Source organism: Roseomonas elaeocarpi (genome assembly GCF_042433915.1).
GTDB classification, from domain to species: Bacteria; Pseudomonadota; Alphaproteobacteria; order Acetobacterales; family Acetobacteraceae; genus Roseomonas; species Roseomonas elaeocarpi.
This window is the reverse complement of the sequence record NZ_JBHLUN010000002.1, coordinates 569,004-594,495: the sequence shown is the minus strand read 5'-3', so window position 1 is coordinate 594,495 and position 25,492 is coordinate 569,004. Positions and strand designations below refer to the sequence as shown.

Annotated in this window: 22 protein-coding genes and 1 tRNA gene; 17 read left to right on the top strand and 6 right to left on the bottom strand. The window is 71.2% G+C overall.

What is annotated here, in order from left to right:
- The first annotated feature begins 4 nt into the window (after positions 1-4).
- The 11 genes from ACFFGY_RS04375 (at position 5) to allE (ending at position 13,910) form a co-directional block, all read left to right on the top strand.
- Positions 5-1,426: a M20 family metallopeptidase gene (locus tag ACFFGY_RS04375; protein WP_377043172.1), complete on the top strand. Its 1,422-nt coding sequence runs from the start codon at positions 5-7 to the stop codon at positions 1,424-1,426.
- A 94-nt stretch (positions 1,427-1,520) separates the two neighbouring features.
- A complete protein-coding gene (locus ACFFGY_RS04370; RefSeq protein WP_377043171.1) occupies positions 1,521-1,811 on the top strand; it encodes a PGPGW domain-containing protein in 291 nt (96 codons plus the stop codon).
- Complete coding sequence (locus ACFFGY_RS04365) at positions 1,804-2,586, top strand: 3-keto-5-aminohexanoate cleavage protein (RefSeq protein ID WP_377043170.1); 783 nt, start codon at positions 1,804-1,806, stop codon at positions 2,584-2,586. The genes ACFFGY_RS04370 and ACFFGY_RS04365 overlap by 8 nt, the downstream gene beginning before the upstream one ends.
- Before the next feature lie 666 nt (positions 2,587-3,252).
- On the top strand, positions 3,253-3,618 hold the full coding sequence (locus ACFFGY_RS04360) for an H-NS histone family protein (RefSeq protein WP_377043169.1): 366 nt from the start codon (positions 3,253-3,255) through the stop codon (positions 3,616-3,618).
- A gap of 265 nt (positions 3,619-3,883) precedes the next feature.
- Positions 3,884-4,261 (top strand): hypothetical protein, encoded by a 378-nt coding sequence (locus tag ACFFGY_RS04355; RefSeq protein ID WP_377043168.1) that lies wholly within the window; start codon positions 3,884-3,886, stop codon positions 4,259-4,261.
- Between the two features lie 360 nt (positions 4,262-4,621).
- Positions 4,622-5,644 (top strand): IclR family transcriptional regulator, encoded by a 1,023-nt coding sequence (locus tag ACFFGY_RS04350; RefSeq protein WP_377043167.1) that lies wholly within the window; start codon positions 4,622-4,624, stop codon positions 5,642-5,644.
- A 16-nt stretch (positions 5,645-5,660) separates the two neighbouring features.
- Complete coding sequence (locus tag ACFFGY_RS04345) at positions 5,661-9,554, top strand: hydantoinase B/oxoprolinase family protein (protein WP_377043166.1); 3,894 nt, start codon at positions 5,661-5,663, stop codon at positions 9,552-9,554.
- A 153-nt stretch (positions 9,555-9,707) separates the two neighbouring features.
- A complete protein-coding gene (locus ACFFGY_RS04340) occupies positions 9,708-11,390 on the top strand; it encodes an OPT/YSL family transporter (protein WP_377043165.1) in 1,683 nt (560 codons plus the stop codon).
- Positions 11,391-11,651: 261 nt separating this feature from the next.
- Entirely contained in the window at positions 11,652-12,332 is a 681-nt protein-coding gene (locus tag ACFFGY_RS04335) for an AroM family protein (protein ID WP_377043164.1), read from the top strand.
- Between the two features lie 290 nt (positions 12,333-12,622).
- Complete coding sequence (locus ACFFGY_RS04330) at positions 12,623-12,928, top strand: hypothetical protein (RefSeq protein WP_377043162.1); 306 nt, start codon at positions 12,623-12,625, stop codon at positions 12,926-12,928.
- Positions 12,929-13,139: 211 nt separating this feature from the next.
- Positions 13,140-13,910 carry a (S)-ureidoglycine aminohydrolase gene (gene allE, locus ACFFGY_RS04325; RefSeq protein WP_377043161.1) on the top strand — a complete coding sequence of 257 codons (771 nt, stop codon included), beginning with the start codon at positions 13,140-13,142 and terminating at the stop codon, positions 13,908-13,910.
- A gap of 64 nt (positions 13,911-13,974) precedes the next feature.
- Here the strand turns inward: allE and ACFFGY_RS04320 are convergent, their stop codons facing one another.
- Positions 13,975-14,454: a glutathione peroxidase gene (locus ACFFGY_RS04320; protein WP_377043160.1), complete on the bottom strand. Its 480-nt coding sequence runs from the start codon at positions 14,452-14,454 to the stop codon at positions 13,975-13,977.
- Between the two features lie 504 nt (positions 14,455-14,958).
- On the opposite strand from ACFFGY_RS04320, the gene ACFFGY_RS04315 reads away from it, so the two are divergent.
- Both ACFFGY_RS04315 and ACFFGY_RS04310 read left to right on the top strand, forming a co-directional pair.
- Positions 14,959-15,261, top strand: coding sequence for a putative quinol monooxygenase (locus ACFFGY_RS04315; protein WP_377043159.1), 303 nt, complete (start codon positions 14,959-14,961; stop codon positions 15,259-15,261).
- 480 nt (positions 15,262-15,741) lie between these two features.
- Positions 15,742-17,091: an MATE family efflux transporter gene (locus ACFFGY_RS04310; RefSeq protein ID WP_377043158.1), complete on the top strand. Its 1,350-nt coding sequence runs from the start codon at positions 15,742-15,744 to the stop codon at positions 17,089-17,091.
- A gap of 103 nt (positions 17,092-17,194) precedes the next feature.
- Here ACFFGY_RS04310 and ACFFGY_RS04305 read toward each other — a convergent pair whose 3' ends face one another.
- Complete coding sequence (locus ACFFGY_RS04305) at positions 17,195-18,832, bottom strand: lyase family protein (RefSeq protein WP_377043157.1); 1,638 nt, start codon at positions 18,830-18,832, stop codon at positions 17,195-17,197.
- A gap of 289 nt (positions 18,833-19,121) precedes the next feature.
- Between ACFFGY_RS04305 and ACFFGY_RS04300 the strand changes: the two genes are divergently transcribed.
- Positions 19,122-20,153, top strand: a complete 1,032-nt coding sequence (locus ACFFGY_RS04300; protein WP_377043156.1) for a Bug family tripartite tricarboxylate transporter substrate binding protein — start codon at positions 19,122-19,124, stop codon at positions 20,151-20,153.
- A gap of 196 nt (positions 20,154-20,349) precedes the next feature.
- On the opposite strand, the gene ACFFGY_RS04295 is transcribed toward ACFFGY_RS04300, so the two are convergent.
- Positions 20,350-21,249 (bottom strand): hypothetical protein, encoded by a 900-nt coding sequence (locus tag ACFFGY_RS04295; protein ID WP_377043155.1) that lies wholly within the window; start codon positions 21,247-21,249, stop codon positions 20,350-20,352.
- A gap of 158 nt (positions 21,250-21,407) precedes the next feature.
- Here ACFFGY_RS04295 and ACFFGY_RS04290 point away from each other — a divergent pair, with 158 nt between their 5' ends.
- Entirely contained in the window at positions 21,408-21,989 is a 582-nt protein-coding gene (locus ACFFGY_RS04290) for a transposase (RefSeq protein ID WP_377043154.1), read from the top strand.
- A gap of 70 nt (positions 21,990-22,059) precedes the next feature.
- Complete coding sequence (locus ACFFGY_RS04285; protein WP_377043153.1) at positions 22,060-23,295, top strand: argininosuccinate synthase; 1,236 nt, start codon at positions 22,060-22,062, stop codon at positions 23,293-23,295.
- A gap of 454 nt (positions 23,296-23,749) precedes the next feature.
- On the opposite strand, the gene folD is transcribed toward ACFFGY_RS04285, so the two are convergent.
- The 3 genes from folD to ACFFGY_RS04270 are packed head-to-tail and all read right to left on the bottom strand — an operon-like array spanning position 23,750 to position 25,277.
- Positions 23,750-24,595, bottom strand: a complete 846-nt coding sequence (folD, locus tag ACFFGY_RS04280) for a bifunctional methylenetetrahydrofolate dehydrogenase/methenyltetrahydrofolate cyclohydrolase FolD (RefSeq protein WP_377043152.1) — start codon at positions 24,593-24,595, stop codon at positions 23,750-23,752.
- On the bottom strand, positions 24,592-24,963 hold the full coding sequence (locus ACFFGY_RS04275) for a DUF167 domain-containing protein (RefSeq protein WP_377043151.1): 372 nt from the start codon (positions 24,961-24,963) through the stop codon (positions 24,592-24,594). Before ACFFGY_RS04275 ends, folD begins: the two co-directional genes overlap by 4 nt.
- 20 nt (positions 24,964-24,983) lie before the next feature.
- Positions 24,984-25,277, bottom strand: a complete 294-nt coding sequence (locus ACFFGY_RS04270) for a YggT family protein (RefSeq protein ID WP_377043150.1) — start codon at positions 25,275-25,277, stop codon at positions 24,984-24,986.
- A 139-nt stretch (positions 25,278-25,416) separates the two neighbouring features.
- On the opposite strand from ACFFGY_RS04270, the gene ACFFGY_RS04265 reads away from it, so the two are divergent.
- Positions 25,417-25,492: transfer RNA gene (locus ACFFGY_RS04265), tRNA-Ala, on the top strand.

The following is a 25,492-nucleotide window of genomic DNA, read 5'->3' as shown; positions in this document are numbered from 1 at the left end:
GCCCATGTCCAACACCGAAGAGATCTGGCGCCTGGTGGAAGCCAGGCGCGACGGCTTCTGCGCGCTGAGCGACCGGGTCTGGGGCATGCCGGAGCTGAACTACGGCGAGCATCGTTCCGCCGCCGAGCACGAGGCGATGCTGCGCGAGCAGGGCTTCCGCGTGACGACGGGTCTCGCTGGCATTCCCACCGCCGTCATGGGCGAGGCGGGCGAGGACGGCCCGGTGATCGCCATCCTGGGCGAGTACGACGCGCTGCCCGGTCTTTCGCAGGAAGCCGGCGTCGCCGAGCACCGCCCGGTCGAGAACGGCGGCCCCGGCCATGGCTGCGGCCACAACATCCTGGGCTCGGCCTCGATGCTGGCGGCCACCGCGGTCAAGGACTGGCTGGCCGCCAACGGGCTGAAGGGCCGCGTGCGCTACTACGGCTGCCCGGCCGAGGAAGGCGGCTCCGCCAAGGGGTTCATGGTGCGCGCCGGCGTGTTCGACGACGTGGACATCGCGATCTGCTGGCACCCGGCGCCCTTCTCGGGTGTCAGCAAGGCGGTGTCGCTGGCCTGCCAGGAGCTGGACTTCACCTTTCGCGGCCGCGCCGCCCACGCCGCCGGCTCGCCCGAACTGGGCCGCTCCGCCCTCGACGCGGTGGAGCTGATGGCGGTGGGGGTGAACTACATGCGCGAGCACATGCCCGACGGCGCGCGCATCCACTACGCCATCCAGGACGGCGGCGGCATCGCGCCCAACGTGGTGCAGGCGCAGGCCCGCGTGCGCTACCTCGTGCGCGGCCGCACCCTGCCGGAGATGCAGGCGCTGCTCCTGCGCGTGCGCAAGATCGCCGATGGCGCCGCGCTGATGACCGAGACCACGGTTACCGCCAAGGTCCTCAGCGCCGATGCCAACCTCGTCGGCAACACGCCGCTGGAACAGGTGATGGACGCGAACTACCAGCGCCTCGGCCCGCCGAAGTTCGACGAGGCCGACCACGCTTTCGCGCGCGAGATCCAGAAGACGCTGACCCCCGACGAGATCGCCGCCACCTACCGCCGCGCCGGCATCCCGGCGATCGAGGGCGAGGCGCTGTGCGAGCGCATCGTCCCCCTCGACGCACCGGAGCCCAAGAGCTTCGGCTCCACCGATGTCGGCACCGTCAGCTGGGTGGTGCCCACCGTGCAGGCGCGGGGTGCCACCTACGCCGTGGGCACGCCGGGCCATTCCTGGCAGCTGGTGGCGCAAGGCAAGACCGGGGCCTCGCACAAGGGGCTGGAGCACGTGGCCAAGATCATGGCCGGCACCGCCGTGGACGTGCTGAGCGATCCGGCCCTGATGGCCCGGGCCAAGGCCGACCACGCCGGGCGCCTCCGCGACACGCCCTTCGTGAACCCGATCCCCGACGACGTGCAGCCGCCGCTGGACATGGCGGCGCACTGAGCGTCGGCCGGCGGACCCCCTCCGCCGGCCCGGCATCCCGGGCGCCGTCCCGGCGTTCTCCATCCGACGCATCGGGCGGAGGAGGCGGCGGAGCATGGCGCAGCATCACGGCAAGCGGCCGAGCCTGGCGCGCAAGATCGGCGGCTGGAGCCTGCTGGTGCTGGGCGTGCTCGGCTGCGTCCTGCCCTTCCTGCAGGGCTTCCTGTTCCTGGCGCTGGGCCTCTTCGTCTTGCGCGACCAGTACGACTGGTCGGCACGCTGGTGGGCGAAGATCGAGGACCGCTGGCCCAGCATGACCGGCAAGGTGGAGCGGCTGGAAGCGCGCTGCGCCGAAACCCTGAACCGCTGGGGGCGCGGGGTGCGCCGCGTCTTCGCCCGTGCCTGACCCGGGAACCGGACCGCAGCCCCCGCCGGAACGGGGCCGGCCGCGCATCCAGGCCTGCCTGAACGGCGCGCGGCCCCTGGGCTTCCACCCGGCGCTGCCGCTCGCCCCCGAAGCCCTGGCACGCGAGGCTGCCGCCTGCGCCGCCGCGGGCGCCGTGGCCCTGCACCTGCATCCCCGCGACGCGGAGGGCCGCGAAACCCTGCGGCCTGACCTCGTGGGCGCGGCCGTGGCGGCGGTTCGCGCGGCCTCGGCGCTGCCCGTCTCGGTGTCCACCGGCGAATGGATCCTGCGCGACGACCCGGCGCGCCGCGCGGCGGTGGCGGGCTGGGGCCGCCTCGAGGACGGCGTGCCGGACGTGGCTTCGGTCAACCTGGAGGAAGCCGACGCGCCCGCGGTGATGCGGGCGCTGGGCGCCGCCGGCATCGGCGTGGAGGCCGGTCTCGCCTCGCGCGAGGATGCGGACCGCTTCCTGGCGCTGGGGATCGCCTGCCGCCGCGTGCTGGTGGAAATCCCGGACATGCCGGAAGACGCGGCGCTGCGCCTGGCCTGCCGCATCCTCGACCGGCTCGACGAGGCGGGGCACCCGGCCGAGCGGCAGCTGCACGGGCAGGAAGCCTCGGTCTGGCCCTGTTTCCGGCTGGCGATGCGGCGTGGGCTGATGGGCCGCCTGGGGCTGGAAGACGGCGAGCACCTGCCCGACGGCACCCGCGCCGTCGACAGCGCGGCGATCCTGCGGGCGGGCATGACCCTGGCGGCAAATCTCACGAAAGGCTGATAATCCTCTTCGGGATTAAGCCTTATGGCTGAAATGCCGGCCGCTTCGTTTATCCCGGGAATCCACGGGACGGGCGGTACCACGGCTGCCGGGAGCAGCGTCCCGGAATGCGTCAAAAATGAGTTTATTCTCGAAACGCAACGGAACGGCCCTGCTTCTGCGCCCGGTCTCGGTGGAATAATCCGGCGCGCGCAATCTTTCGTGCCGATGCCGTAAGGGAATGCGACGCTTCGTTACCCGGGCCGGAGCCTGGAAAAACAGATCGTGTTCCGGATGGACCCCGCGGCCGTTCCCCGGCACCGGTTGCGGCGCGTTGCCAGCGTCCGCTTTTGGCCGGCTCTCCGCGACCTGCAACGGCTAATCCCCTGATTCCGGCCTCTTCGATCCGAGGGGTTTTTCGCGGCGGAAATGGCGCCGGCACCACCGCCGGATTTACCCGGGCAATAAGGCATGTTCGGCCGTCAGCAGGGGACACTCCCCCGGAGTTTCCCGCTTCCGTGGAATGGTGTCACGCGATGTTTCGTGGCCGGAAAATGGACAAAGGCCTTTTCCAGCGGCCCCCACCTGATGTAGCCAGCGTCGCATGGAAGGCGGGACACCACGGCGGGATTACCCGGGCGTTTCGGCTTTCCGTTCAGGCAACGATAATCGCAGGGACTCGCGAACATGGCACGTACGGTTAATCTCGATGAATGGACGGTTCCGGAACTCACGGCCCTGATCCAGGACGCGGAAGCGAAGCGCGACGAGAAAATGGAAGGCGCGCGCCAGTCCCTGCGCGAGGAAATGGAAAGCCGCGCCGCCGAGCTGGGCCTGAGCATCGAAGGGCTCCTGGGCAGCCGCGCCGCCGCACCGCGTGCTCAGCAGAACAGCGGCCGCCGCGGCGGTGCGCGCAAGTCGAGCGGCACCGTCGCCGCCAAGTACCGCGGCCCCAACGGCGAGGAATGGACCGGCCGTGGCCGCCCGCCGAAGTGGCTCGCCGAACTGGAAGCCAAGGGCGGCAAGCGCGAGGATCACCTGATCAACGGCTGAACAGGCTTTCGCGGCCGCCTGCGCCACCCGCTGCGCGGTCCCCTCGGGGGCGCCCCCCCCTCGCTCCCGGGTCGCTCCTTGGGCAGCCCGCTGGGCTGCCGCCTTGGGCGGCGTGGCGCGGCCGGGTGGTCCTTCCCTCGGGGTGTCCCCCGCGGCGGGCTCACGCGGCCTTGACCCGCCTCGTGGCACGGCGGCGGGGGCGGGGGTCACGCCACGGTTGAAATCACCGCCGCTCCTGGAAGACACTTCCGGGGGAGGATTCGTCATGCGGCTGTGCGATTTCCTGCAGTTCCTGCTCGACGACGCGCTCGAGGATGCCAGGCTGCGGCAGCGCCTCCCGGCGGACCGTCTGGGCTTCCTCGGCGCCGAGCAGGCCATCGCCGAGTGCCGGGCCTGCATGGACGACAACATGGCCGAAGGGCTGCGCGAGCAACTGCGGCAGGCCCGCCTCGACTCCGCCGCTGCCGTGGCGACCCAGGCGCCCGACCAGTGGTTCTGGTTCGCGCGGGAAATCCAGACGGAATGGATTGCCTGCGTCGTGAGCGTGATCCTGCTGCAGCAGCACCTGCCCACGATCGTGCCGCCCACGCGCGGCGCTGCCATCGCCGCCGCCCGCCTCGCCGGCCTGGTGGTGGAGGAATAGCGGCCGCTCCGGCGAGGGACCCGGCTCCCCCGGCGCGCCTCCTGTCTCCCGCCGGGTGACCCCGGCGCCACGCTGCCGCACCGCCGTCACCCGGTGTCCGGGCGCCGCCGCCTGACCCGGCAAGGTCCGGCCTACCGGCGAAACGCCATCCCGGCCGGCCGCCAGCCCCTTCCGCCCTGATCCCCTTGATGCCGCCTGCGCACGCGCTGGGCTGTGGTGACCTGCGCCGGTGCATCCTGCCTGCCGCTTGGGCTTCGCCGTGTTCCGGTGCCGCCTGGAGCGGGCAAGGGATGCTTGTGTCCGCGCCGCTCGCCCGCCTAACCTTCAAGAAACTGCAACACGGGTTCCATTTTCCGGAACATGACCACGCTTTCCTCCGCCTCGGATGTTCTGCGCTGCTTCTCGGCGCAGCGCCTCGAACTCGGCGTCACCGAGGTCGCCACGCTCCTGCACCTGCCCAAGAGCAACGTGTCGCGCCTGCTGCGCGCGATGCGGGAAGCGGGCTTCCTGGAGGCCGTGGCCGGTTCCCGCCGCTACCGCCCCGGGCTGCTGATGTTTGAGCTGGGCCATACCTACCGCCGCTCCTCGCCGCTGCTGGCCCGTGCCCAGGCGGCGGTGGAGCGCGTCTCGCGCGCCTGCGGCCACACCGGCTACGTCAGCATCCGCGACGGGCGCGACGTGATGGGCCTGACCTTCCACGAGGGCTCGCGGATGCTGCGCGTCGGCACCCCGGTGGGAGAACGCCTGCCCGCCTTCGCCACCGCCACCGGCCGCGCGCTGCTGGCCCGGCTGGACGACGAGGTCGTGCGCGCGCTGCACCCCGACCCGCTCACCCCGCCCAGCCCGAACTCGCCCGCCGACCTCGAGGCGCTGATCGAGCGCCTCCATCAGGTCCGCCGCGACGGCTACTGCGTGTCCCACCACGAGGCCAATGCCGGCGTGGCCTCGCTCGCCGTGGCGGTGGGCGACCCGGCGACGGGCGAGGAGGTCAGCCTCTGCATCGTCTACCCCGTCGCCACCGTGCCGCCCGAGGAAGGCAGCGCCGTGCTGGCTGCCCTGCGCGCCGAGGCCGACCGGCTGGCCGCCCTGCTCGGCGACCCGCATCGCGGCCCGCCGGGCGACCCATCTGGCGACCCACTGGGCGACCCGCCGGGCAGCCCCCCGGATCGTCTACCGGGCAACCCGCCGAACAACCCGCCGAACAACCCACCGGGCAACCGCCAGGACCACCCCCGGGACACCCCCTTGGGTGACCCGCCCGGTCCCGGGGGCGCGCAACCAGCTTCCGGCCCGCATCCCGCCCATGGGGATGCCGCCGAACCCGACTCCCCTCCCAGGCACCCCGCTGCCACGCCCGCTTCGCCACGCCGCGACGCCGCCTGACCGAGAAAGGCCCGTGATGACCCAGACCCTCGCCACCACCGCTTCCGCCACGCACCGCTGGCGCGTCGGCTTCGACATCGGCGGCACCTTCACCGACTTCATCCTTTACGACGCGGCGGAAGGCACGGTGCGGCTGCACAAGCGCCTGACCACGCCGCACGACCCGGCCGAGGCGGCGCTGCTCGGCCTGGAGGAGCTGGTCGCCATGGCCGGCATCACGCTGGCGGATGTGGGCGAGATCATCCACGGCACCACGCTGGTCACCAACGCGGTGATCGAGCGCAAGGGCGCGAAGCTGGGCCTGATCACCACGCAAGGCTTCCGCGACATCCTCGAGATGGGCACGGAACAGCGCTACGACATCTACGACCTGTTCCTGGGCTTCCCCGAGCCGCTGGTGTCGCGCGACCTGCGCCTCGAGGTGCCCGAGCGCCTGGATCGCGACGGCCGGGTGATCGAGGCGCTGGACGAGAACGCCGTGCGCCAGGCGCTGCGCCAGCTGCTCGACGCCGGCGTCGAGGCCGTGAGCGTCTGCTTCCTGCATTCCTACCGCAACCCCGCGCACGAGCAGGCGGTGGGCCGCATCGCCCGCGCCGAGTTCCCCGAGCTCGCGGTCTCGCTCTCCTCCGAGGTCGTGGCGGAGATGTGGGAATACCAGCGCGCCGTCACGACCAGCGCCAACGCCTACGTGCAGCCGCTGATGGACCGCTACCTCAAGCGGCTGGAGCGTGAGCTGGGCGCGCGCGGCTTCGCGGGCGCGCTGCGGCTGATGCATTCGGCGGGCGGGCTGATCTCGCCGGCAGCAGCCCGCGCCTTCCCGATCCGCCTGCTGGAATCCGGCCCCGCCGGCGGCGGCCTCGCCACCGCGCTGTTCGGGGAACTGGCCGGCAAGAAGGACGTGATCTCCTTCGACATGGGCGGCACCACCGCCAAGGCCTGCATGGTCGAGGACGGGCGCATCGAGATCGCGCCGATGCTGGAAGCCGGCCGCGTCCACCGCTTCTCCAAGGGCTCCGGCCTGCCGATCAAGGCGCCCGTGATCGACATGATCGAGATCGGCGCCGGCGGCGGCTCCATCGCCGCGATCGACGAGGTCGGGCTGCTCAAGGTCGGGCCGCATTCCGCGGGCTCCGACCCGGGCCCGGCCTGCTACGGCATGGGCGGCACGAAGCCCACCGTGACGGATGCCAACCTGATCCTCGGCTACTACGACCCGGCCTTCTTCCTGGGCGGGCGCATGAAGCTCGACCTCGCGGCCTGCGAGGCGGCGGTGCGCTCGGTGGCGACGCCGCTGAACCTCGGCGTGCCGGAGGCCGCCTGGGGCATCCACAAGGTCGTGGTGGAAAGCATGGCCGCCGCCGCCCGCGTCCACCTGGTGGAAAAGGGCAAGGACCCGCGCTCCTACGCCATGGTGGGCTTCGGCGGCGCCGGCCCGGCCCACGCCGCCGACGTGGCGCGCGCGCTGGGCGTGCGTGAGGTCATCATCCCGCCTGCTTCCGGTGCCGCCTCCGCGCTGGGCTTCCTGGCCGCGCCGCTCTCCTTCGAGCTCGTGCGCTCGCTGCCGATCGAGCTGTCGGAGAACTTCGACGCCGCGACGCTGAACGCCCTGCTGGGCGAGCTGGAGGCCGAGGGCCGCGCCCGCCTCGCGGAGGCCGGCGTCGCCGCCGAGGCGATCCGGGTCGAGCGTTCCGCCGACATGCGCCTCGTGGGCCAGATGCACGACATCGCGGTGGAACTGCCGGGCGGTGAGCTCGGCACCGCGAGCCTCGCGGCGATCCGCGAGAACTTCACCCGCATCTACGCCGCCCGCTACACCTCGGTGTACGAGGGCGCGCGGATGGAGGCGATCAACTTCCGCGTCCGCTGCGTCGGGCCCGAGCCCAAGCTGTCGCTGAGCGGCGCGGTGGGCGGCGGCGACACCGCCAAGGCGGTGAAGGGCACGCGCCGCGCCTGGTTCGAGGGCGGCTGGTCCGAGGCCACCGTCTACGACCGCTACGCGCTGCGCCAGGGCGACGAGATCAGCGGCCCCGCCATCATCGAGGAGCGCGAGGCCACCACCATCGTGCCGCCCGGCGACGCGGTGTCGGTCGACGAGAGCCTGAACCTGCGCATCCGCATCGCCGCCCCCGCCACCGCCGGTGAGCTGGTGACGGCGGAGATGCCGCTGGCGGAAGCCATGGCGCGCATCGAGGCCGACCCGATCGCGCTCGAGATCATGTGGTCGCGCCTGGTCAACGTGGTGGAGGAGATGTGGCTGACGGTGGTGCGCACCGCCTTCTCGCTGATCATCTCCGAGAGCCAGGACTTTGCCTGCGAACTGCTCGACCCCGAGGGCGAAACCCTGGCGCACTCGCCGCGCGCCATGCCGGTGTTCAACCTGACGCTGCCGCGCGCGGTGAAGGCGCTGCTGGCGAAGTACCCGGCCGACACGCTGGTGCCCGGCGACGTGCTGATCACCAACGATCCCTGGCTCTGCGCCGGGCACCTGTTCGACATCGCCATCGTCACGCCGGTGTTCCGCGAGGGCGTGGTGGTCGGGCTGATGGGCACGGTGGGCCACGTCTCCGACATCGGCGGCACCAAGGATTCGCTTAAGGCGCGCGAAATCTTCGAGGAAGGCTTCCAGATCCCGCCGATGAAGCTGGTGGATGCCGGCGTGCCGAACGAGACCTTCTTCACCCTGTTCCGCGAGAACGTCCGCAACCCCGACCAGGTGCTGGGCGACCTTCATTCCTTCATCGCCGCCAACGCGCTGGGCGGCGAGCGCCTGCTCTCCTTCATGCGTGACTACGGCATGAGCGACCTGCGCGCGCTGGCGGCGGTGGTGCAGGGCCGCTCGGAAAAGGCGATGCGCGACGCCATCGCGGCCCTTCCCGACGGCGACTACTTCGGCGAGATCCGCAACAACCCGCTGGGCCAGGAGCTCCGCTACCCGCTCAAGCTCACGGTCGCGGGCGACACCATCAACCTCGACTTCGACGGCGCGCCGCCGCAGCTGCCGCAGGGCGGGCTGAACTCCACCATGAACTACACCGCGGCGCACGCGACCTATCCGCTGAAGTGCATGCTGACCCCGGGCGTGCGCGGCAATGCCGGCTGCTACCGCGCCTTCACGGTGGAAGCACCGGAAGGCTCGATCCTGAATCCGCGCCGCCCGGCCGCGGTGAACATGCGCACCCGCACCGGCTGGTACCTGGCGCCCAATATCTTCCGCGCACTGAGCGAGGCGGCGCCAGGGCTGGTGCAGGCCAACACCGGCCTGCCGGTGGCCACCAACGTGTACGGCCGCGATGCGGGCGGGCACACCTATTCCGACCACCTGTTCATCGGCGGCGGGCAGGGGGCTTCCGCGCGCGGCGACGGCAAGTCGGGGCTGCTCTGGCCGACCTCGGCCTCCAACACCTCGATCGAGCTCTTCGAGAGCCGCGCGCCGGTGCTGGTGGTCGAGAAGTGCTACGTCGCCGACACCGGCGGCGCGGGCCGCTTCCGCGGCGGCCTCGGCCAGCGCGTGCGGCTGCGCAAGCTCACCGATGACGGGCAGGCGACGCTGGCCTCGGTGTATCCGGAAGGCGTCACCAACCCGATCGACGGCCTCTTCGGCGGCCGGCCCGGCTCGGGCGCGCGCGGCCGCGTCACCGACCTCGACGGCAACCTCCTCCACGACTGCGGCAACGGCGAGATGGTGGAGGTCCGTCGGCCGGACGAGGTGGTCGAGGTCACGGTCAACGGCGGCTCCGGCTACGGCAACCCGCGGGACCGCGACCCGGCCGCGGTGGCGCGCGACATCCGCCTGGGGCTGGTCACCGCGGAAGGTGCCGCGCGCGACTACGGCCACGCTGCCGCCGGCGCGCTGCCGGCCGGGGGTGCCGTCGCGGTGCCCGCAGGCGCCAGCGCGGCGCCGGCCGAGTAAGGCGCCGCCACCCGAGGCGGGCCGCCCGTGACGGGCCGCCCGGCGCGGGTCGCCTGAACCCTGGCACGCGCCGTTTCGCCCCCGCGGCACGGCGCGTGCATACCCGCGAAGCCGCACCCCATCCGTCCGCGATCCGGCGAGGAGTTTCCAGAGTTGAGCACCACCGCAACACCCTCTGCCGCCGCGGAGATCGCGGCGGCCGGAGAGGCCCATCCCCGCACCCTCTCGCCCGTCGTGTTGGTCGGGCTGGTGGTGCTCAGCGTCTTCGGCGCGCTGATCGGCATGCAGCTGCTGGTGACGCTGGGGGTCACGGCCAACACCTCGATCATCGGCGCGCTGGTGGCGATGATCCTGGCGCGCGTGCCGGTCGCGGTGTTCCGGCAGTTCCGCTCGATCCACCTGCAGAACCTGGCGCAGACGGCAATCTCCTCGGCCACCTTCGGCGCCGCCAACAGCCTGCTGCTGCCCATCGCCGTGCCCTTCATGCTGGGCCGGCAGGACCTGGTGCTGCCGATGTTCGCGGGTGTTTCGGCGGCGATGCTGCTCGACGCCTACCTGCTCTACCGCCTGTTCGGCTCCAAGGTGTTTCCGGCCACCGGCGCCTGGCCGCCCGGCGTCGCGGCGGCGGAGGCCATCAAGGCCGGCGACGCGGGCGGGCGGCAGGCACGGCTGCTGGGCGTGGGCGTGCTCGCCGGCCTCGGTGGCTCCTGGTTCGGCATCCCGATGTCGGCCTTCGGCATCGCCTTTATCGGCAACATCTGGGCGCTGGCGATGTTTGCCGTGGGCCTCCTGCTGCGCGGCTACTCAGTGCAGCTCACCGGCTACGACCTCAACCGCGTCTACATGCCGCACGGCATGATGATCGGTGCCGGGCTGGTGGCGCTGGTGCAGGTCGCGCTGCTGATCAGCGGCCGCGGCGAGGCGCGTTCCGCCGCCGCTTCGCATGCCCCCACTTCGCATGCGCCGGTCGGAATGGTGGCACCGGTTTCCGGTAACGCGGGTGAGGGCTTCGAGAGCGTGGCCGCGCGCGGCATCGGCCGCGTGCTGAGCGGCGGCTGCATCGCCTACCTCGTGATCTCGGCGCTGCTGGCGGTGGGCGCCGGTCTCTACACCGAGATGAGCTGGGGCTGGCTGATCCTGTTCGTGCTCTACGCCGCCTTCGCGGCCTTCGTGCACGAGCTGATCGTGGGCATCGCCGCGATGCATTCCGGCTGGTTCCCGGCCTTCGCGGTGGCGCTGATCACGCTGCTGATCGGGCTGCTGATCGGCTTCCCACCGGTGGCGCTGGCGATGCTGTGCGGCTTTTCCGCCGCCACCGGCCCGGCCTTCGCCGACATGGGCTACGACCTCAAGGCCGGCTTCGTCCTGCGCGGCAACGGCCGCGACCCCGCCTTCGAGATGGAGGGCAAGCGCCAGCAGCTGCTGGCCGCGATGCTGGCCTTCCTCCTGTGCATTCCCATGGTGCTGCTGAGCTACCGCGGCTACTTCGAGGCCGGCCTCGTGCCGCCGGTGGCCAAGGTCTACGTCGCCACCATCGGCGCCGGCGTGGACAGCTCCATCGCGCTGCAGCTCTTCCTTTGGGCCATTCCCGGCGCGATCATCCAGTGGATCGGCGGGCCGAAGCGCCAGCTGGGCGTGCTGCTGGCCACCGGCCTGCTGCTGGTGAACCCGCTGGCCGGCTGGGCCGTGGTGGTGGGCCTCGTGATCCGCGTGGCGCTGGAGCGCACGCGCGGCGAGGCGGCGCGCGGGCCGATGGAAGTCTTCGCCGGCGGCGTGATCGCGGGCGACGCGCTCTGGGGCTTCTTCAACTCCGTTTGGCGCGCCGGCACGCGCTGAACGCCCCGCCCGGCCGGATCACAACGGCCGGGCACGCGAGGGACCAGGGGCCAGTGGCGCCGCTGCCGTAGCCGCGGGCCCGGACATCGCCTTCCCCGATCCGGCTTCCCCGATCCGGCGCTCAGGCCTTTGTGCCAGGCTCCCGGGCCAGCCCCGAAGCCCACCCCCGAAACCAGCCTCCTCTGGCCGGACCCGAACCGCAGCTGCCCCGGCCCGACACGCCGGCCGCCCCGCCCGAACCCGAAAGGACCACCCGCCGCCATGTCGCCCCGCAAGCTCGGCACCATCACCATCGGCCAGGCCCCGCGCGCCGACATCACGCCGATCCTGGACGCCGCCCTGCCGCCCGCGCTGCCGCGCCAACACGTCGGCCTGCTGGACGGGCTGGATCGCGACGCCATCGCGCACCGCTTCGGCCCCAGGCCGGGGCATCCGGTGCTGGTGTCGCGCCTGCTCGACGGCGGCTCCGTCACCGTGGACAAGGAACGGGCGGAGGCCGTGATCCAGGAGCGTGTCACGCAGCTGGAGGATGAGGGCTGCACCACGATCCTGCTGCTCTGCACCGGCCGCTTCGACCAGCTCACCACCCGCGCCGCCGCGCTGATCGAGCCCGAGCGCATCCTGGCGCCCTCCTTGCCGGCGCTGGCCGCCGGGCGGCAGGTCGGCATCCTGGTGCCGCTGGCCGAGCAGATCGCGAGCGAGGGCGAGAAGTGGCGCGCGCTGGAGCGCCGGCCGATCTTCGCCGCGGCCTCGCCCTACGACGGTGACGAGGCCCCGCTGGTGGCCGCGGCGCGCTCGCTGCGCGACCGTGGGGCCGAACTGCTGATGACCGACTGCATGGGCTTCTGCGAGCGCCACCGCGAGGTCGCGCGTGAGGCCAGCGGCCTGCCGGTGGTGATCGCCAACGCGGTGATCGCCAAGCTCGTCGCCGAGATCGTCTGACGCGGATCGCCCCGCCCGGATCGCCCGGCCGGGATCACCCGGCCCGGATCGCCCGGCCGGGGTGGCTTGGTTCGAAGCGCCTGACCGGCACCGACCGGCCCTGGCCCGGCCGCAGCGGGTGGCGTGTCGCCCCGCCGGCGGCGCCGGGCCCTTCGACCTGACACCCCGCCGCACCGGCCGGCCCCGCGACCTCGCGGTGGGGCACCCCGGGCCTCGTGCCCGGCACGCCGCCCTTGCCGGCCGGGCCGTCGCGGCGGATGGTCGGCGCCCATCGTCCAGGGAAGCCCCCGATGAAACACCCGGTCCGCCGCGCCGCCTTCCTCCCGCTCGCCCTGCTGCTGGCCGCACCGGCCGGCCCCTCGCTGGCCCAGGCCCCGGCGCAGGCCCCCGCCGCGCCGCCGCGCCCCGCCACCACCTGGGAGGCGGTGGACCAGCCGCTCAACGCCCTGCTCGACGGCGGCTACCGCATCGTCGCCATGACCGGCCCGGGCTTCACGCTGGAAAAGGGCGGCAAGTACCTGCTGTGCGAGGTCCGCACCCCGGGCGGGATGCGCGGCAGCGCCACGGCCACCTCGGAATGCCACCGCCTGAACTGATCCCGGCCCATGCGGGTCCTGACACGCGCGGCCCGATGTCGCGCATGCGGCCAGCGGGGCGGCACGCGCCGGACCGCACGACCATCGCCCTGCGGACGAGGTAACCGTCCCCCACCCGGCGGTACGAGTCCGCCGCATCCGTCTTGACGGGCGGGGAGGGGCGTGTTGCGGACGAGGCACCCCGCAGCGGAACGAGGCCCGGACCCACCAGATGATGCGCACGCCCACCCCGAACCCCCCGCCCGGCATCATCGGCCACAACCGGACGATGCTGACCGCGAACTACTGCGCCTTTCCGCCGGAAGGGATCATGGACAGCCTGCTGCCGAACTGGCCCGGCTGCATCATCCGCTTCCAGACCAGCCCCCGCATGGGCGCGCGCTTCACCCAGGCGCTGATGATCCTGCCCCCTGGCACCGGCAGCGCCGGTGCGGTGGATGACGGGGTGCAGGCCTTCCTCTACGTCCGCGCCGGCGTGCTGGAGGTTTCGGTGGAGGGCGCGACCCATACCCTGGTGCCCGGCGGCTACCTCTACGTGCCGCAAGGCGTGCCCTATGCCGCGCGCAACGCGGGCGCGGAGGAAGCGCGGGCGATCTGGGTGCGCAAGCCCTACCAGCCGGCCGCCGGCATCGGCGCGCCCGAGGTCATGGTCGGCCACCGCGACACCGCCCTGCGCGAGGACAGCGGCCCGCGCTGGCGCCACTGCCTGCTGGGCCTGCGCGAGATGCGCATGGACTTCGAGATGAACATCATGTGCTACGCGCCCGGCGCGCATTTCTGGTGCATCGAGACGCACGTGATGGAGCACGGCATGGTCATGCTGCAGGGCCAGGCGCTGCAGCTGCTCGGCCGCGACTGGCACGAGCTCTGGACCGACGACTTCGTGTGGATGGGCCCCTACGTGCCGCAGCAGATCTACGCCACCGGCACCGAGACCTGCGAATACCTGCTCTACAAGGACGTCAACCGCGACGTGCTGTGACGCCGGGCGGGGGCGGGGCATCCCCCGCGCCCCGCGTGTTCCCGCCCGCCGGGCCGCGGGCGCGCTAGAGCAGCGCCTCGATCGCCCCCTCGATCGCCGCGGGCTTGGTGGTGGGGGCGAAGCGTTCCACCACCTCGCCCTCGCGGTTCACCAGGAACTTGGTGAAGTTCCACTTGATCGCCTCGGTGCCCAGCACGCCGCGCTGCGCCTGCTTGAGGAAGCGGAACAGCGGGTGCGCCCCGTCGCCGTTCACCTCGATCTTGCTGAACACCGGGAAGCTGGTGCTGAAACGGGTGGTGCAGAAGGCCGCGATCTCGGCGTCGTCGCCCGGCTCCTGCGCGCCGAACTGGTTGCAGGGAAAGGCCAGCACCGTGAAGCCGCGCGGCGAGAGCCGCCGCTGCAGCTCCTCCAGCCCCTCGTACTGCGGCGTGAAGCCGCACTTGCTGGCGGTGTTGACGATCAGCAGGACCTTGCCCCCGAACTCCCGCAGCGGCGTTTCCCCGCCGTCGGCGCGTCGGGCGGTGAACTGGTAGAGCTCGGACATCGCAACACTCCTGCGCAGGATCGGAAAGGCCGCCGGGGAAGGCGCTCCCCGGGTAGGGACCTGGAGAAGAGCCCCAGGAAGAACCCTGAGGAAGAACCCCAGGAAGAGGCTTGGGGGAAGACGTCCCGGGCCGGTGCCCCGGGGGGCAGAGCCTCGGAAACCTTGCCCCGTCCCCTCCGGAAACGCCTTCCGGAGAGAGCCCCCGAGGAAAGCCCCCCGACAACCCCCCCGGACAAATCCCCCCAAAAACCCTTGGGGGAAAACCCGTGGGCGCCGCGCCCGGTCCTTTAAGCTGGTGGCCCCCGTCTTTCCTGCAACGACGGAAGGCGCCGTCCTCCGCCTGCCACCGGCGGATGTCCCGTGCGCGCGGGCGCCTCACGCAAGCGGGAAGACGCGCAGCCCCCGGCCCGCTTGCGCCCCATCCGCCCCTGGGCTCCCCTGCGGGCCGAAGCCGCCCGGCCGGTGCAACGGCCCGGAACTGTCAGCGGTGAACAGGAACCTCCCATGCCCGCTTCCGCCTACGTCGTGATCGCCGAGTTCCGCCTGAAGCCCGAAGGGCGCGACCGGTTTCTGGCCCTGGCGCGCGACGACGCCCGCCTGTCGGTGCGCGACGAGCCGGGCTGCCAGGGCTTCGAGCTCCTCCTGTCGGAGGAAGACCCGAACCTGGCCGTGCTGCACGAGGTCTACGACAACCGCGCCGCCTTCGAGGCGCACCTGCAGGCCCCGCACTACGCCCCGTTCCGCGACGGCACGCCGGCGTTGATCGAAGGCAAGACGGTGCGCTTCTTCGGCCGCGACGCAGGCTGAACCTCGGCCGCGACGGGGCTGCCGCCCGGGCAGCCCAACGGAGCCGCCCGGCGGCACCCTGTGGCGGGGTGGCTCCGGCGAGGGCGCCGGGTGGCACCGCGGCCGGCCCGCCCTTCGCCGGAGCCGCCGTGCCTCACCCTGGGGAGCGGCCGGTTTTCCTGCCCGGCGCGGCTTGCCCGCCCGCCGCGCCGCCCCGTACAGTTCCCGAACCGCCACCGCTCACCCAGGAGGGATGCGTGAGCCTGCACCGCAAGCATCATCCCCGTGCCCCCTGGATGGCCCTGCGACAGAACGTCGCAGGGCGGAACCTCCGGACCCGCTGACACAGCTCCTCCGTTGAGAGGAAAGGTCGGAACCCCCGGTTCTGCCCCGAGCGACGCTTCGCCGGAATGGCCGACGCCATTCCCGTGACCATGCGCGTCCGTTCCTGACCCTCCCGCGCCGGTGCTGCGGCGGGAGCGTGCTCCTGAGAGTTCCCCCATGCCTTTTCCAGGCCATCACTGGTGCGCGGAAGCGCGCGCCCTGAGCGGCGTCGCCGCTTCCGTCACCCTCACCATGTCGGCCCAGCTCGCGCTCTCGGCCGTGGAAACCCTGCTGGTCGCCCGGCTGGGTGTGGCTGCGCTGGCCGGTGTGACGCTGGCACTGAGCCTTCATCTCCTGGTTTTCCTGTTCGCCCTGGGCGTGGTCACCGCCGTGACGCCGCTCGCCGCGCAGGCGCGAGGCCGGGGCGACGCGGCGGCGCTTCGCGGCCTTGGTCAGAGCGGGCTCCTGGTCGGGCTGCTGATGTCGCTGCCCGGCGCGGCGCTGCTGCTGGCGATGGCCCTGCTTCCTGGCCTGCTGCCCGGGGACGGGCCCGAGGCGGCGGCCGCCGGCCGCTACCTGCTCGGCGCGGCCTGGGGACTGCCGGGCTGGGTCTGCTACGTGGCACTCCGCAGCTTCGCCGTCGCGACCGGCCGGCTGCGCGCCACCACGGCGATCATGCTGTCCGTGGTGCCGCTCCACGCCGCCTCGTGCTGGTGGCTGCTGCGGGGCGGCTTCGGCCTCCCGCCACTGGGGCCTCTGGGCGCCGGCCTGGCCCATGCCCTGGCCGGGTTGCTGGCCTGGACGCTGCTGATCCTCGCCTCCCGCGCCACCTCGGGGGCCGCGCTGGGCGGTATCCTGCGCCGGCCCTTCCGCCCCGACGCGCAGTGCTGCCGCGAGATCCTGCGGCTGGGGCTGCCCTTCGCCTGCCGGATCCTGCTGCGCGAAGGCGTCATGCCGGCCGCCGCCTTCGCGGTCGCGCCCTTCGGCGCCACGGCGCTGGCGGCCCACGCGGTGGCGGCACGGATCACCGACCTGCTGGGCGTCCTCTGCTTCGGCTTCGGCGACGCCGCCAACATGCGGGTGGGTTTCGCGGCCGGTGCGGGCGAAGCAGGCCAGGCCAGGCACTCGGCCCGCGTGGCGATCCAGCTCGCCCTCTTGTCCGCCCTGTTGCCGGCCGCCCTGCTGCTCTCGGCGCCCGGATGGGTGGCGGGCTGGTTCCTGACGGGCGCCGATCCCGCTGCGCAGGCTCTCGCGGCCTCGCTGCTGCCGCTGGCCGCCGCGCTGCTGGTGGGGGAAAGCCTGCAATCCGCGGCCGGCGGGGCGCTGAGCGGCCTGCGTGACGGCCGGGGCCCCCTGCTGATCGCCGTGGCGGGGAGCTGGGGCGTCGCGCTGCCGCTGGGCACGCTGCTGTCCTGGACAGGCACGGCGCCGGTGCCGTTCTTCTGGACCGGGCTCGTGGCGGGTGGCGCGCTGACGGCCGCGCTTTCCCTGCTGCGCCTGCAACAGCGGCTCGCGCTGCTGCGGTGAGCCAGCGGCAGCCTCCCGACCCCGCGGATGCGGGCGGCTCGCAGGGCGCATCAACGCGCGCGGGGCGTCCTGCCGCGCGCCGCCCGCCAGGCGACGCCGCCGCCTAGCGGGACCCGGGCTGAGATGCCGGCTGCGGCGCCGGCTGGGCGGCCGGCAGCAGCTTGCGGAAATCCGCGTCCAGCGTTCCCAGCGCCCCGTCGATCCGCCCGCGGCGCTCGTTGATCCAGCCGGTCTGCGCCGCCACCGCCGCCTTGGCCTCGGCCACCATGCGCGTCATCTCGGCCGGCTGCGGCCCGCCGGCGGTGGCGCGGTCGCGCACGATGGCCACCGGGTCGAGCGTCGCGCGGAACTCCGCCTCGCTCATCGGCAGGGCGCCGCCCTCCACCTTCATCTCCTGAAGCGTCTGCCCGTAGATCCGCTGCGCCTCGGCATAAGGGAAGTCGCTCGGGCGGATGTCGTTGCTCTTGGCGAAGTCCACCACCTCGGAGGCGAAGTGGTGGCCGACGCGGAAGGGCAGGCGGTACTTGCGCATCAGCACGTCGGCCAGTTCCTGCGAGGCGGTCCAGTCGCTGTTCAGCTCCTCCAGCGCGCGCGCCGGGTCGATCACCATGGCGCCCAGGATGCGGTTCCAACTCGCCAGCATCCGCGTGGCGCCGCTCAGCACCGCGGTGTTGTCGCGGACGCTCTTGGGGTCCGACATGCCGGGCGGGATGTTGTGGGCGCTGATCGCCCGCCCCATGCCCAGCGTCACCACCATGGAGGCCTGGGCGCGCGTGTCGTTCAACAGGCCCGGGTTGCGCTTCTGCGGCATGGCGCTCGACACGTAGGTGTTGCCGTCGCCCTCGCGCAGCAGGATCCACGGCCGCGCCTGGGCGTACTGCGTCATCACGTCCTCGACGAAGGCGCCGGCATGCAGCGCGATCGACGTCGCCACCGCGCCCATCTCCACCGGCATCTCGGCCGCCGAGATCTGCGCGGCGTCGTAGGCGTTGTCCACCGTGGCCGCGAAGCCGAGATACTGCGCCATCCGATCGCGGTTCAGCGGCCAGCTCGTACCGTTGAGCACCGTGGTGCCCATCGCCGAACGATCCAGCCGCGCATAGGCCTGCCGCACCCGCTCCGCATCGCGCTGCAACCCCGCCACGAAGCCCAGCAGGTAATGGCCGTAGCTGTTGGGCTGCGCCGCCACGCCGTTGGTGTAGTTCGGCACGATCGTCGCGGCGTTGCGCTCCGCCAGGTCCACCATCGTGGCGGTGGTGCGGTTCAGCTGCTCCGCCAGCGCCAGCAGCTCGTCGCGCATGATCGCGGCGCGCATGGTGGACAGCATGTCCTGGCTCGAACGCCCGGCATGGATCAGCGTGGCCTCGACGCCTGCGGCCTCGATCAGCAGCGGCTCGAAGGTGATCACCAGCACCGGCCGCTTGCCGCCCGGCCGGTCGCCCGCGCGCAGCACCGTGTCGAGCCCGGCCGCGATGCGCGGCGTCAGCGCGCGGTCCAGCAGCCCCTCGTCGGTGTTGATCACCGTGCTGGCCTTGTTGATCTCGCCCAGCCAGTAGAACTCGTCGCGCACCGGGTGCGCGGCGGCAGGCGCCGGCGTCGCGGCCGGGGCACCGCCCGCGGTGGCGGCCGGGGAGGCGGCCGTGGGGGCAGCCGGGCCCGCCGGCGGCGCGGGCTGGGCGAGGGCGGGAACTGCGCAGGCCGTCATGATGGCTGCTCCGATGCAGGCCTTGAACGTGGACATGGCGCGCTTCCCCGAGATGCGGTTCGTTGCCGCGCACCATAGCCCGCCCCGACCACGCATCAAACCGCCCGCCCCTGGCCGCTGCGCGCCGCGCCGGGGCTCACGGCCCTTCGCGACCGACGGCGGCCCCGGGGCCGTAAGCCGAGCCCCATCCCGGATCGCGCGGCGGCGGGCGCGATTCGTGGACGAATCGTAATCCATCGTGCCAGGATCGCCCGGCGAGGCCCCGCACGGCCCGCGCGAACAACAGCCGGACGCAACCGGCGCGACGCCCAAGGAAACCGGCCCCATGCCCCAGCACCAGCTCCCCCGCCGCGGCGCCGTCCTGCTCGGCCTCGGCACCCTCGCCGCGCCGGCACTCGCCCGCGCCCAAGGCGCCAACCCGGGAACGGCCCCGGGCAGCGCGCAGACGCCCGCCTGGCCCACCCGCCCCGTCACCCTGGTGGTGGGCTTCCCACCGGGTGGGCAGACCGACTTCGCCGCCCGCATCGTCCAGCCCGGCATGGCCAAGGCGCTCGGCCAGCCGCTGGTGATCGAGAACCGCGGCGGCGCCGGCGGCAACCTCGGCACCGAATGGGTGATGCGCGCCCGGCCCGACGGCTACACCCTGCTCGCCGCCAATTCCTCGCCCATGGCGATCAACCCCTACACCTTCCCCAACCTCACGGTGAACCCGCTGGAGATGGTGAGCATCGGCCTGGCGCTGCGCTCCGCCATGGTGCTCTGCGTCCACCCCTCCATCCCGGCGAACAACGTGCGGGAACTGGTGGCCTGGGCCAGGGCGCAGCCGCGCACCCCCATCGACTACGGCATCGCCTCGGCCGGCAGCCTGAGCCACTGCACCATGGAACTCTTCCGCACCCGCGCCGGCCTGCCCGCGCTGCAAAGCATCCCCTATCGCGGCAGCGGCCCCGCCATGCAGGACTTCATCGCCGGCCGCTTCCCCATGATGTTCGACGCGGCCTCCGTCGTCGCACCCTTCGTCAAGCCCGGACAGATCCGCGCCATCCTGGTCACCGGCGACACCCGCGTGCCCGCCTTCCCCGACGTGATGACGGCTGGGGAACAGGGCATCGACGACTTCGTGGTGAATTCCTGGATCGGCATCTCCGCGCCGAAGGGCACGCCGGATGCGGTCGTGGCCCGCGTCAACGCCGCGCTGAACGAGGCGCTGCAGGACCCCACGGTGCGCGAGCGAATCACCAGCCAGGGCGACGAGCCGGGCGGCGGCACGCCGGAGAGTTTCGACCGGCTGGTGAAGGGGGATAACGCGCGCTGGGGCGAGGTGGTGAAGGCGAACGGGATTACGAGTGCGGGTTAGCAGAAAAACAAAGGGAGCGCGATTGTCGCTGCTGCCCTTGTTGTCTTGTGGATCCAATCAGATGCTATTCGGTTAGATCCACTCGCCCTCGACCAAACTGTGCAACGCTGCCAATCTTTGCGAGCGTTGGCTTGGGAAAATTCGCTAAGTGGGTCGGGCATCAATTTGGGGCGGTGGAATGTAGATCTCCGGCGAGCTAATCTTCTTGCTTTCTTGGTGCGTAGGCAATTACTGAAAGGAGGAACTCTACTACAGAGAAACGTCTAACGTACTCATCCCATGTCATGACTTCCTTTGGCTTGGGATACTCTGGCGGCTCCTTAAATTTAAGCGTTTCCAGAGGCGGGTTTTGCTGGAAGCTTATGCTTCCTGGTAAGGACATGCACAGTGCTGCACTTTTGAGGGTGAACTTGGAGTAATGGCTCGGTGGAGAGAAGCAAAAGTTGCTGACACCTTTGAAGTCTTCGGCGCCACTCACAACTTTCGATATGTAGGTGGGATGAGAAGCGAGGCCGCAAGCTTTTTCTATCAAATCAAGATTCCGACCGTCATTGATCAATCCAATCCATTGGACGCCTTTGGATTTTGTTTCGGTTTCCACAAATTTGCGTAGCCTTCCCTTGCTGATATGTTTGTGCCAAAACTTGTTTGCTTCTCTAGGATCGGCCGAGGCTTGATATTCTTCCCTGGCAGATTGATCAAGTTGAATTTTGCACCATAAGAGGCTTAGTTCGTAAAGGTTCCTGAGAAGCATGCGGGCATCTACATCAAATCCTTTTCCGCAAAGAACTCTGATTGCGCTACCCAACCTAGCCATCCGATTGGAGAAAAAATAATCTAAAAGCGCTTCTTTTCTGTAGGGCGCCGAGAACATGTAGTAGTGCACTCTGTAATTTGCCAACAGCAAAAACTCGTTGAGGATTGTGAAATCTGATCCGATAGGAGATTTCTCTGCCTGATCGTTGATTTCTTGGAGGATTGCGTTGCCGGGAAGCTGGCGGCCGATGTCGAGCTTGCCTCCGTCGTATGCTGTGGAAATCGCTCTAAACAGCGGCTCTGAGGCGTCAATCGGGTTTGGCAAATCCGGTGCTCGCATGTTGCAAGACTGTAGAAAAGATACTCGAGATTTCGACTGTGTGACAGTTGTACGTAAAAATTTGCTCCAAAGTAAGTAGAGTTAAGTGCGGCACAAAGAAAATTGACAAAAAGAATAAATTCCTATACTCATCAATCTGCTTATGCGGGGAGACTTTCATGCACCTACCTAACCTCTACCACCCCCACCCCCCTCTCACCGACCTCCAGTGGCACGCCCTCCTCCCCTACGTCCTCCCCCGCGCCCCGCAGGGCCGCCGCATCCGCGACCTGCGCGCCCGCATGGACGCCATCTTCCACCTGGCCCACACCCCCGGTGACCCCTGGCGCAGTCTCCCGGCCCGCTTCGGAAAACCCGACACCGTCGCCCGCTTCTTCCGCCGCCTGACCCATGCCGGCCTCTGGCAACGCCTCCTCACCGACATGGCCGACCTCGCCCCCACCCACCCGCTGCGACAGATCGAGCGCGCGATCTGCCGCGCCACCCGCCGCGCCGCGCGCCTGGGCGGCCTGGCGCTGCTGGTGCTGGTCCGCCGCCTCGGCTTCCGCTCCGCGCTGAACGGCCCGCCCTGGCTGCTGCCCGACCCGGATTTGTCCGAAACCCTCCGCCACGCGCCGCCGACCCCGCGCGAACCGGGGCGCAGGGCGCTGCGCGAACACCTCCGTACCCTCAAATCCCTCTTCCGCGCGGCGGCGGGCCGCCGCCGCATCCCCCGCACCGTCCGACTGGCCTGGGCATGACCGCCTTGCCCCCGCCGCCCCGCTGCGGCACATCCGACCCGAACAATCTCTTTCGCGAAGGACCGGCCCCATGGCGGTGAAGGACGTGAAGAAGGTGGTGCTCGCCTATTCCGGCGGGCTCGACACCTCGGTCATCCTCAAGTGGCTCCAGACGACCTATGGGTGTGAGGTCGTGACCTTCACCGCCGATCTCGGCCAGGGCGAGGAACTCGGCCCCGCCCGCGACAAGGCGCGCCTGCTGGGCATCAAGGACGAGAACATCTTCATGGACGACCTGCGGGAAGAATTCACCCGCGACTTCGTCTTCCCGATGTTCCGCATGAACGCCCTGTACGAGGGCTGCTACCTGCTCGGCACCTCGATCGCCCGCCCGCTCATCTCCAAGCGCCAGATCGAGATCGCGGAACAGGTCGGCGCCGACGCCGTCAGCCACGGCGCCACCGGCAAGGGCAACGACCAGGTCCGGTTCGAGCTCAGCTACTACGCCCTCAAGCCCGACGTGAAGGTCATCGCCCCCTGGCGCGAATGGGACCTGACGAGCCGCACCAAGCTCCTGGAATTCGCCGAGCAGCACCAGATCCCCATCGCCAAGGACAAGCGCGGCGAGGCCCCCTTCAGCGTCGACGCCAACCTCCTGCACTCGAGCAGCGAGGGCAAAGTCCTTGAGGAGCCCTGGGACGAGCCCCCCGAGGTCGTCTGGCAGCGCACCGTCTCGCCCGTCGACGCGCCCGACAAGGTCACCGAGATCGTGATCCGCTTCGAGCGCGGCGACGCCGTCGCCATCAACGACGAGGCGATGTCCCCCGCCACCCTGCTCACCCGCCTCAACGCGCTGGGCAAGGAGAACGGCATCGGCCGCCTCGACCTGGTGGAAAACCGCTTCGTCGGCATGAAGTCCCGCGGCGCCTACGAGACCCCGGGCGGCACCATCCTCTACACCGCCCACCGCGCGATGGAGTCCATCACCCTCGACCGTGAGGCCGCCCACCTCAAGGACAGCCTGATGCCCCGCTACGCGGAGCTGATCTACAACGGCTTCTGGTTCTCGCCCGAGCGCCGCATGATCCAGGCCATGGCCGACGCCTCGCAGGCTTCCGTCACCGGTGAGGTCCGCCTCAAGCTCTACAAGGGCAACGTGATCGTCACCGGCCGCCGCTCGCCGAACTCGCTCTACTCGATGAAGCACGTCACCTTCGAGGAAGACCAGGGCGCCTACGACCAGTTCGACGCGCAAGGGTTCATCAAGCTGAACGCCCTTCGCCTGCGCCTCGGCGCCATGGCCGGCCGCAAGGGCGGTGCGCTCTAAGCGCGCCACCCACCCAACTCCGACACCGGCGGCGGGGCAGAACCCCCGCCGTCCGAAACCACCCGGACCCGGCCGCGCGCAAGCGACTTTCGCGAACGGCCGTCAGGTCAGCGCATCGCGCGACGCCGGGGCGATCCGCCTCACCGCGTCGCCCGCCCGGCACGCCGGCGGCATCCCCGGGCGAGGCTCTGCCTCTCCCGGACCCTCTCCGCTCAGGGTGGCCGTGCCACCCCGAGACCCCGCCGGGCATCATTCATGGCTGCGCCGCCTCGCCACAGGGATCGGCGCGACTGCCTTCCCAGGCGTGTCGCGGCCGCCCCGCCGCTCCTCGTGGCAGCCGGGGCCTGAAACCCCGTCCTGTCCGAACCCGCCGCCGACCGTGCCGGCACTCCGCCCGCAGCCTTCGCCCTGCGAAGCGCCGCGCCCGCGCCGGAAAAGGCCCGGGCCCCGTCCTTCAGCCCGCGCGGCGGGCCAGCGCGGCTTCCAGCGTGTTTTCCAGCAGGCAGGCGATCGTCATCGGCCCGACGCCGCCCGGCACCGGCGTGATGGCGCCCGCGTGCGGCAGCGCTTCGGCATAGGCGACGTCGCCCACCAGCTTGCCGTCCGCCCCTCGGTTGATCCCGACATCGATCACCGTGGCCCCGGGCGCGATCCAGTCGCCGCGGATGATCCCCGCGCGCCCCACCGCCGCCACCAGGATCTCGGCGCGCCGGCACTCCGCCGCGAGGTCGCGCGTCCGCGAATGCGCCGTGGTCACCGTGGCGTCGGCATTGAGCAGCAGCGTCGACACCGGCCGCCCCACGATGGTGGAACGCCCCACCACCACCGCCCGCGCGCCTTTGGGCGACACGCCGGCTTCCTCCAGCAGCAGCATCACGCCGCGCGGGGTGCAGGGCACCAGCCCCGGCCGGTTGAGCATCAGCGCGCCCTGGTTCACCGGGTGGAACCCGTCCACGTCCTTGGCGGGGTCGATGGCGTCGAGCACCGCCTCCGTCCGGATGTGCCCGGGCAACGGCAGCTGCACCAGGATCCCGTCCACCGAGGCATCCCCGTTCAGCCGCTTGACCACCGCCAGCAGCTCGGCCTCGGTGGTGTTCTCCGGCAGCTGCAGCGTTTCGCTGCTAAACCCCGCCTCGCGTGCCGCCCGGTCCTTGTTGCGGACGTAGACGCCGCTGGCCGGGTCGTCGCCCACCCGCACCACGCACAGGCCCGGGCGGAACTGCAGTGCCGCCACCCGCGTCGCGAGGGCGGCGCGCCGCCGGGCGGCCAGGGCCTTGCCGTCGAGGATTCGGGCACTCATGCGGGCTGCTCCGGTTCAGGGGCGGGGAGGGCGGCCCCGCCGGTGGCGCTCAGGGTGGTTCCAGGGGTGCCACCGGGGGCACCGCCGAGGATCGCTTCGAGGCGCCCGGCCAGCGCGGCCGGATCGCCCTCGGCACGAAAGCACTTTTCCCGCGCCGAGGCGCCGGCTGTTAGCACCAGCCGCGACGGCGCGACACCGAGGGCGCGGGCAAGGGTCTCCTGCACCGCGCGCGTGGCGCGGCCATCCTCAGGGGGTGCCGACACCGCGACGCGCAGCCGCGGCCCGTCCGCCCCCGCCACGATGCCGCCCAACCCGGCGCGCCTGGCCCGCGGCTGCGCCCGGACGCGGATCTCGAGCCCGCCCGGCACGGCCCGCCACGGCCGCTCCGTCAGTAGAAGACCAGCCTTACCAGGGTGGTGGAAATGAAGATGCGCAGCGCCTGCAGCAGCAGGATCAGGATCACCGGCGAGATGTCGATGCCGCCGAGGTTCGGCAGGAAGCGCCGGATCGGCCGCAGCGCCGGCTCGGTGATCCGGTACAGGAAATCCCCCACCGTCCACACGAGGCGCGAGCGGGTGTCGAGCACCCCGAAGGAGGTCAGCATGCTGAACACGGCGGCAGCGATCAGGACCCAGATGTAGATGCCGATGAGCTGGTCAACCAACCAGAAGAGTGCCGCCATTCCATCCTTCCTGACGTGTGCGTCCTGGGTGTTGGATGTATGGGCGGGGGAGTCCTGCGGCAAGCTTAATGGCAGGTGCCAGGGGGTGCTTGACGCGGCCGGAGAGCCGAGAGATAAGCCGCCTCGCCCACGCGGGCATGGGGCTGTAGCTCAGTTGGGAGAGCGCCTCGTTCGCAATGAGGAGGTCAGGGGTTCGATTCCCCTCAGCTCCACCA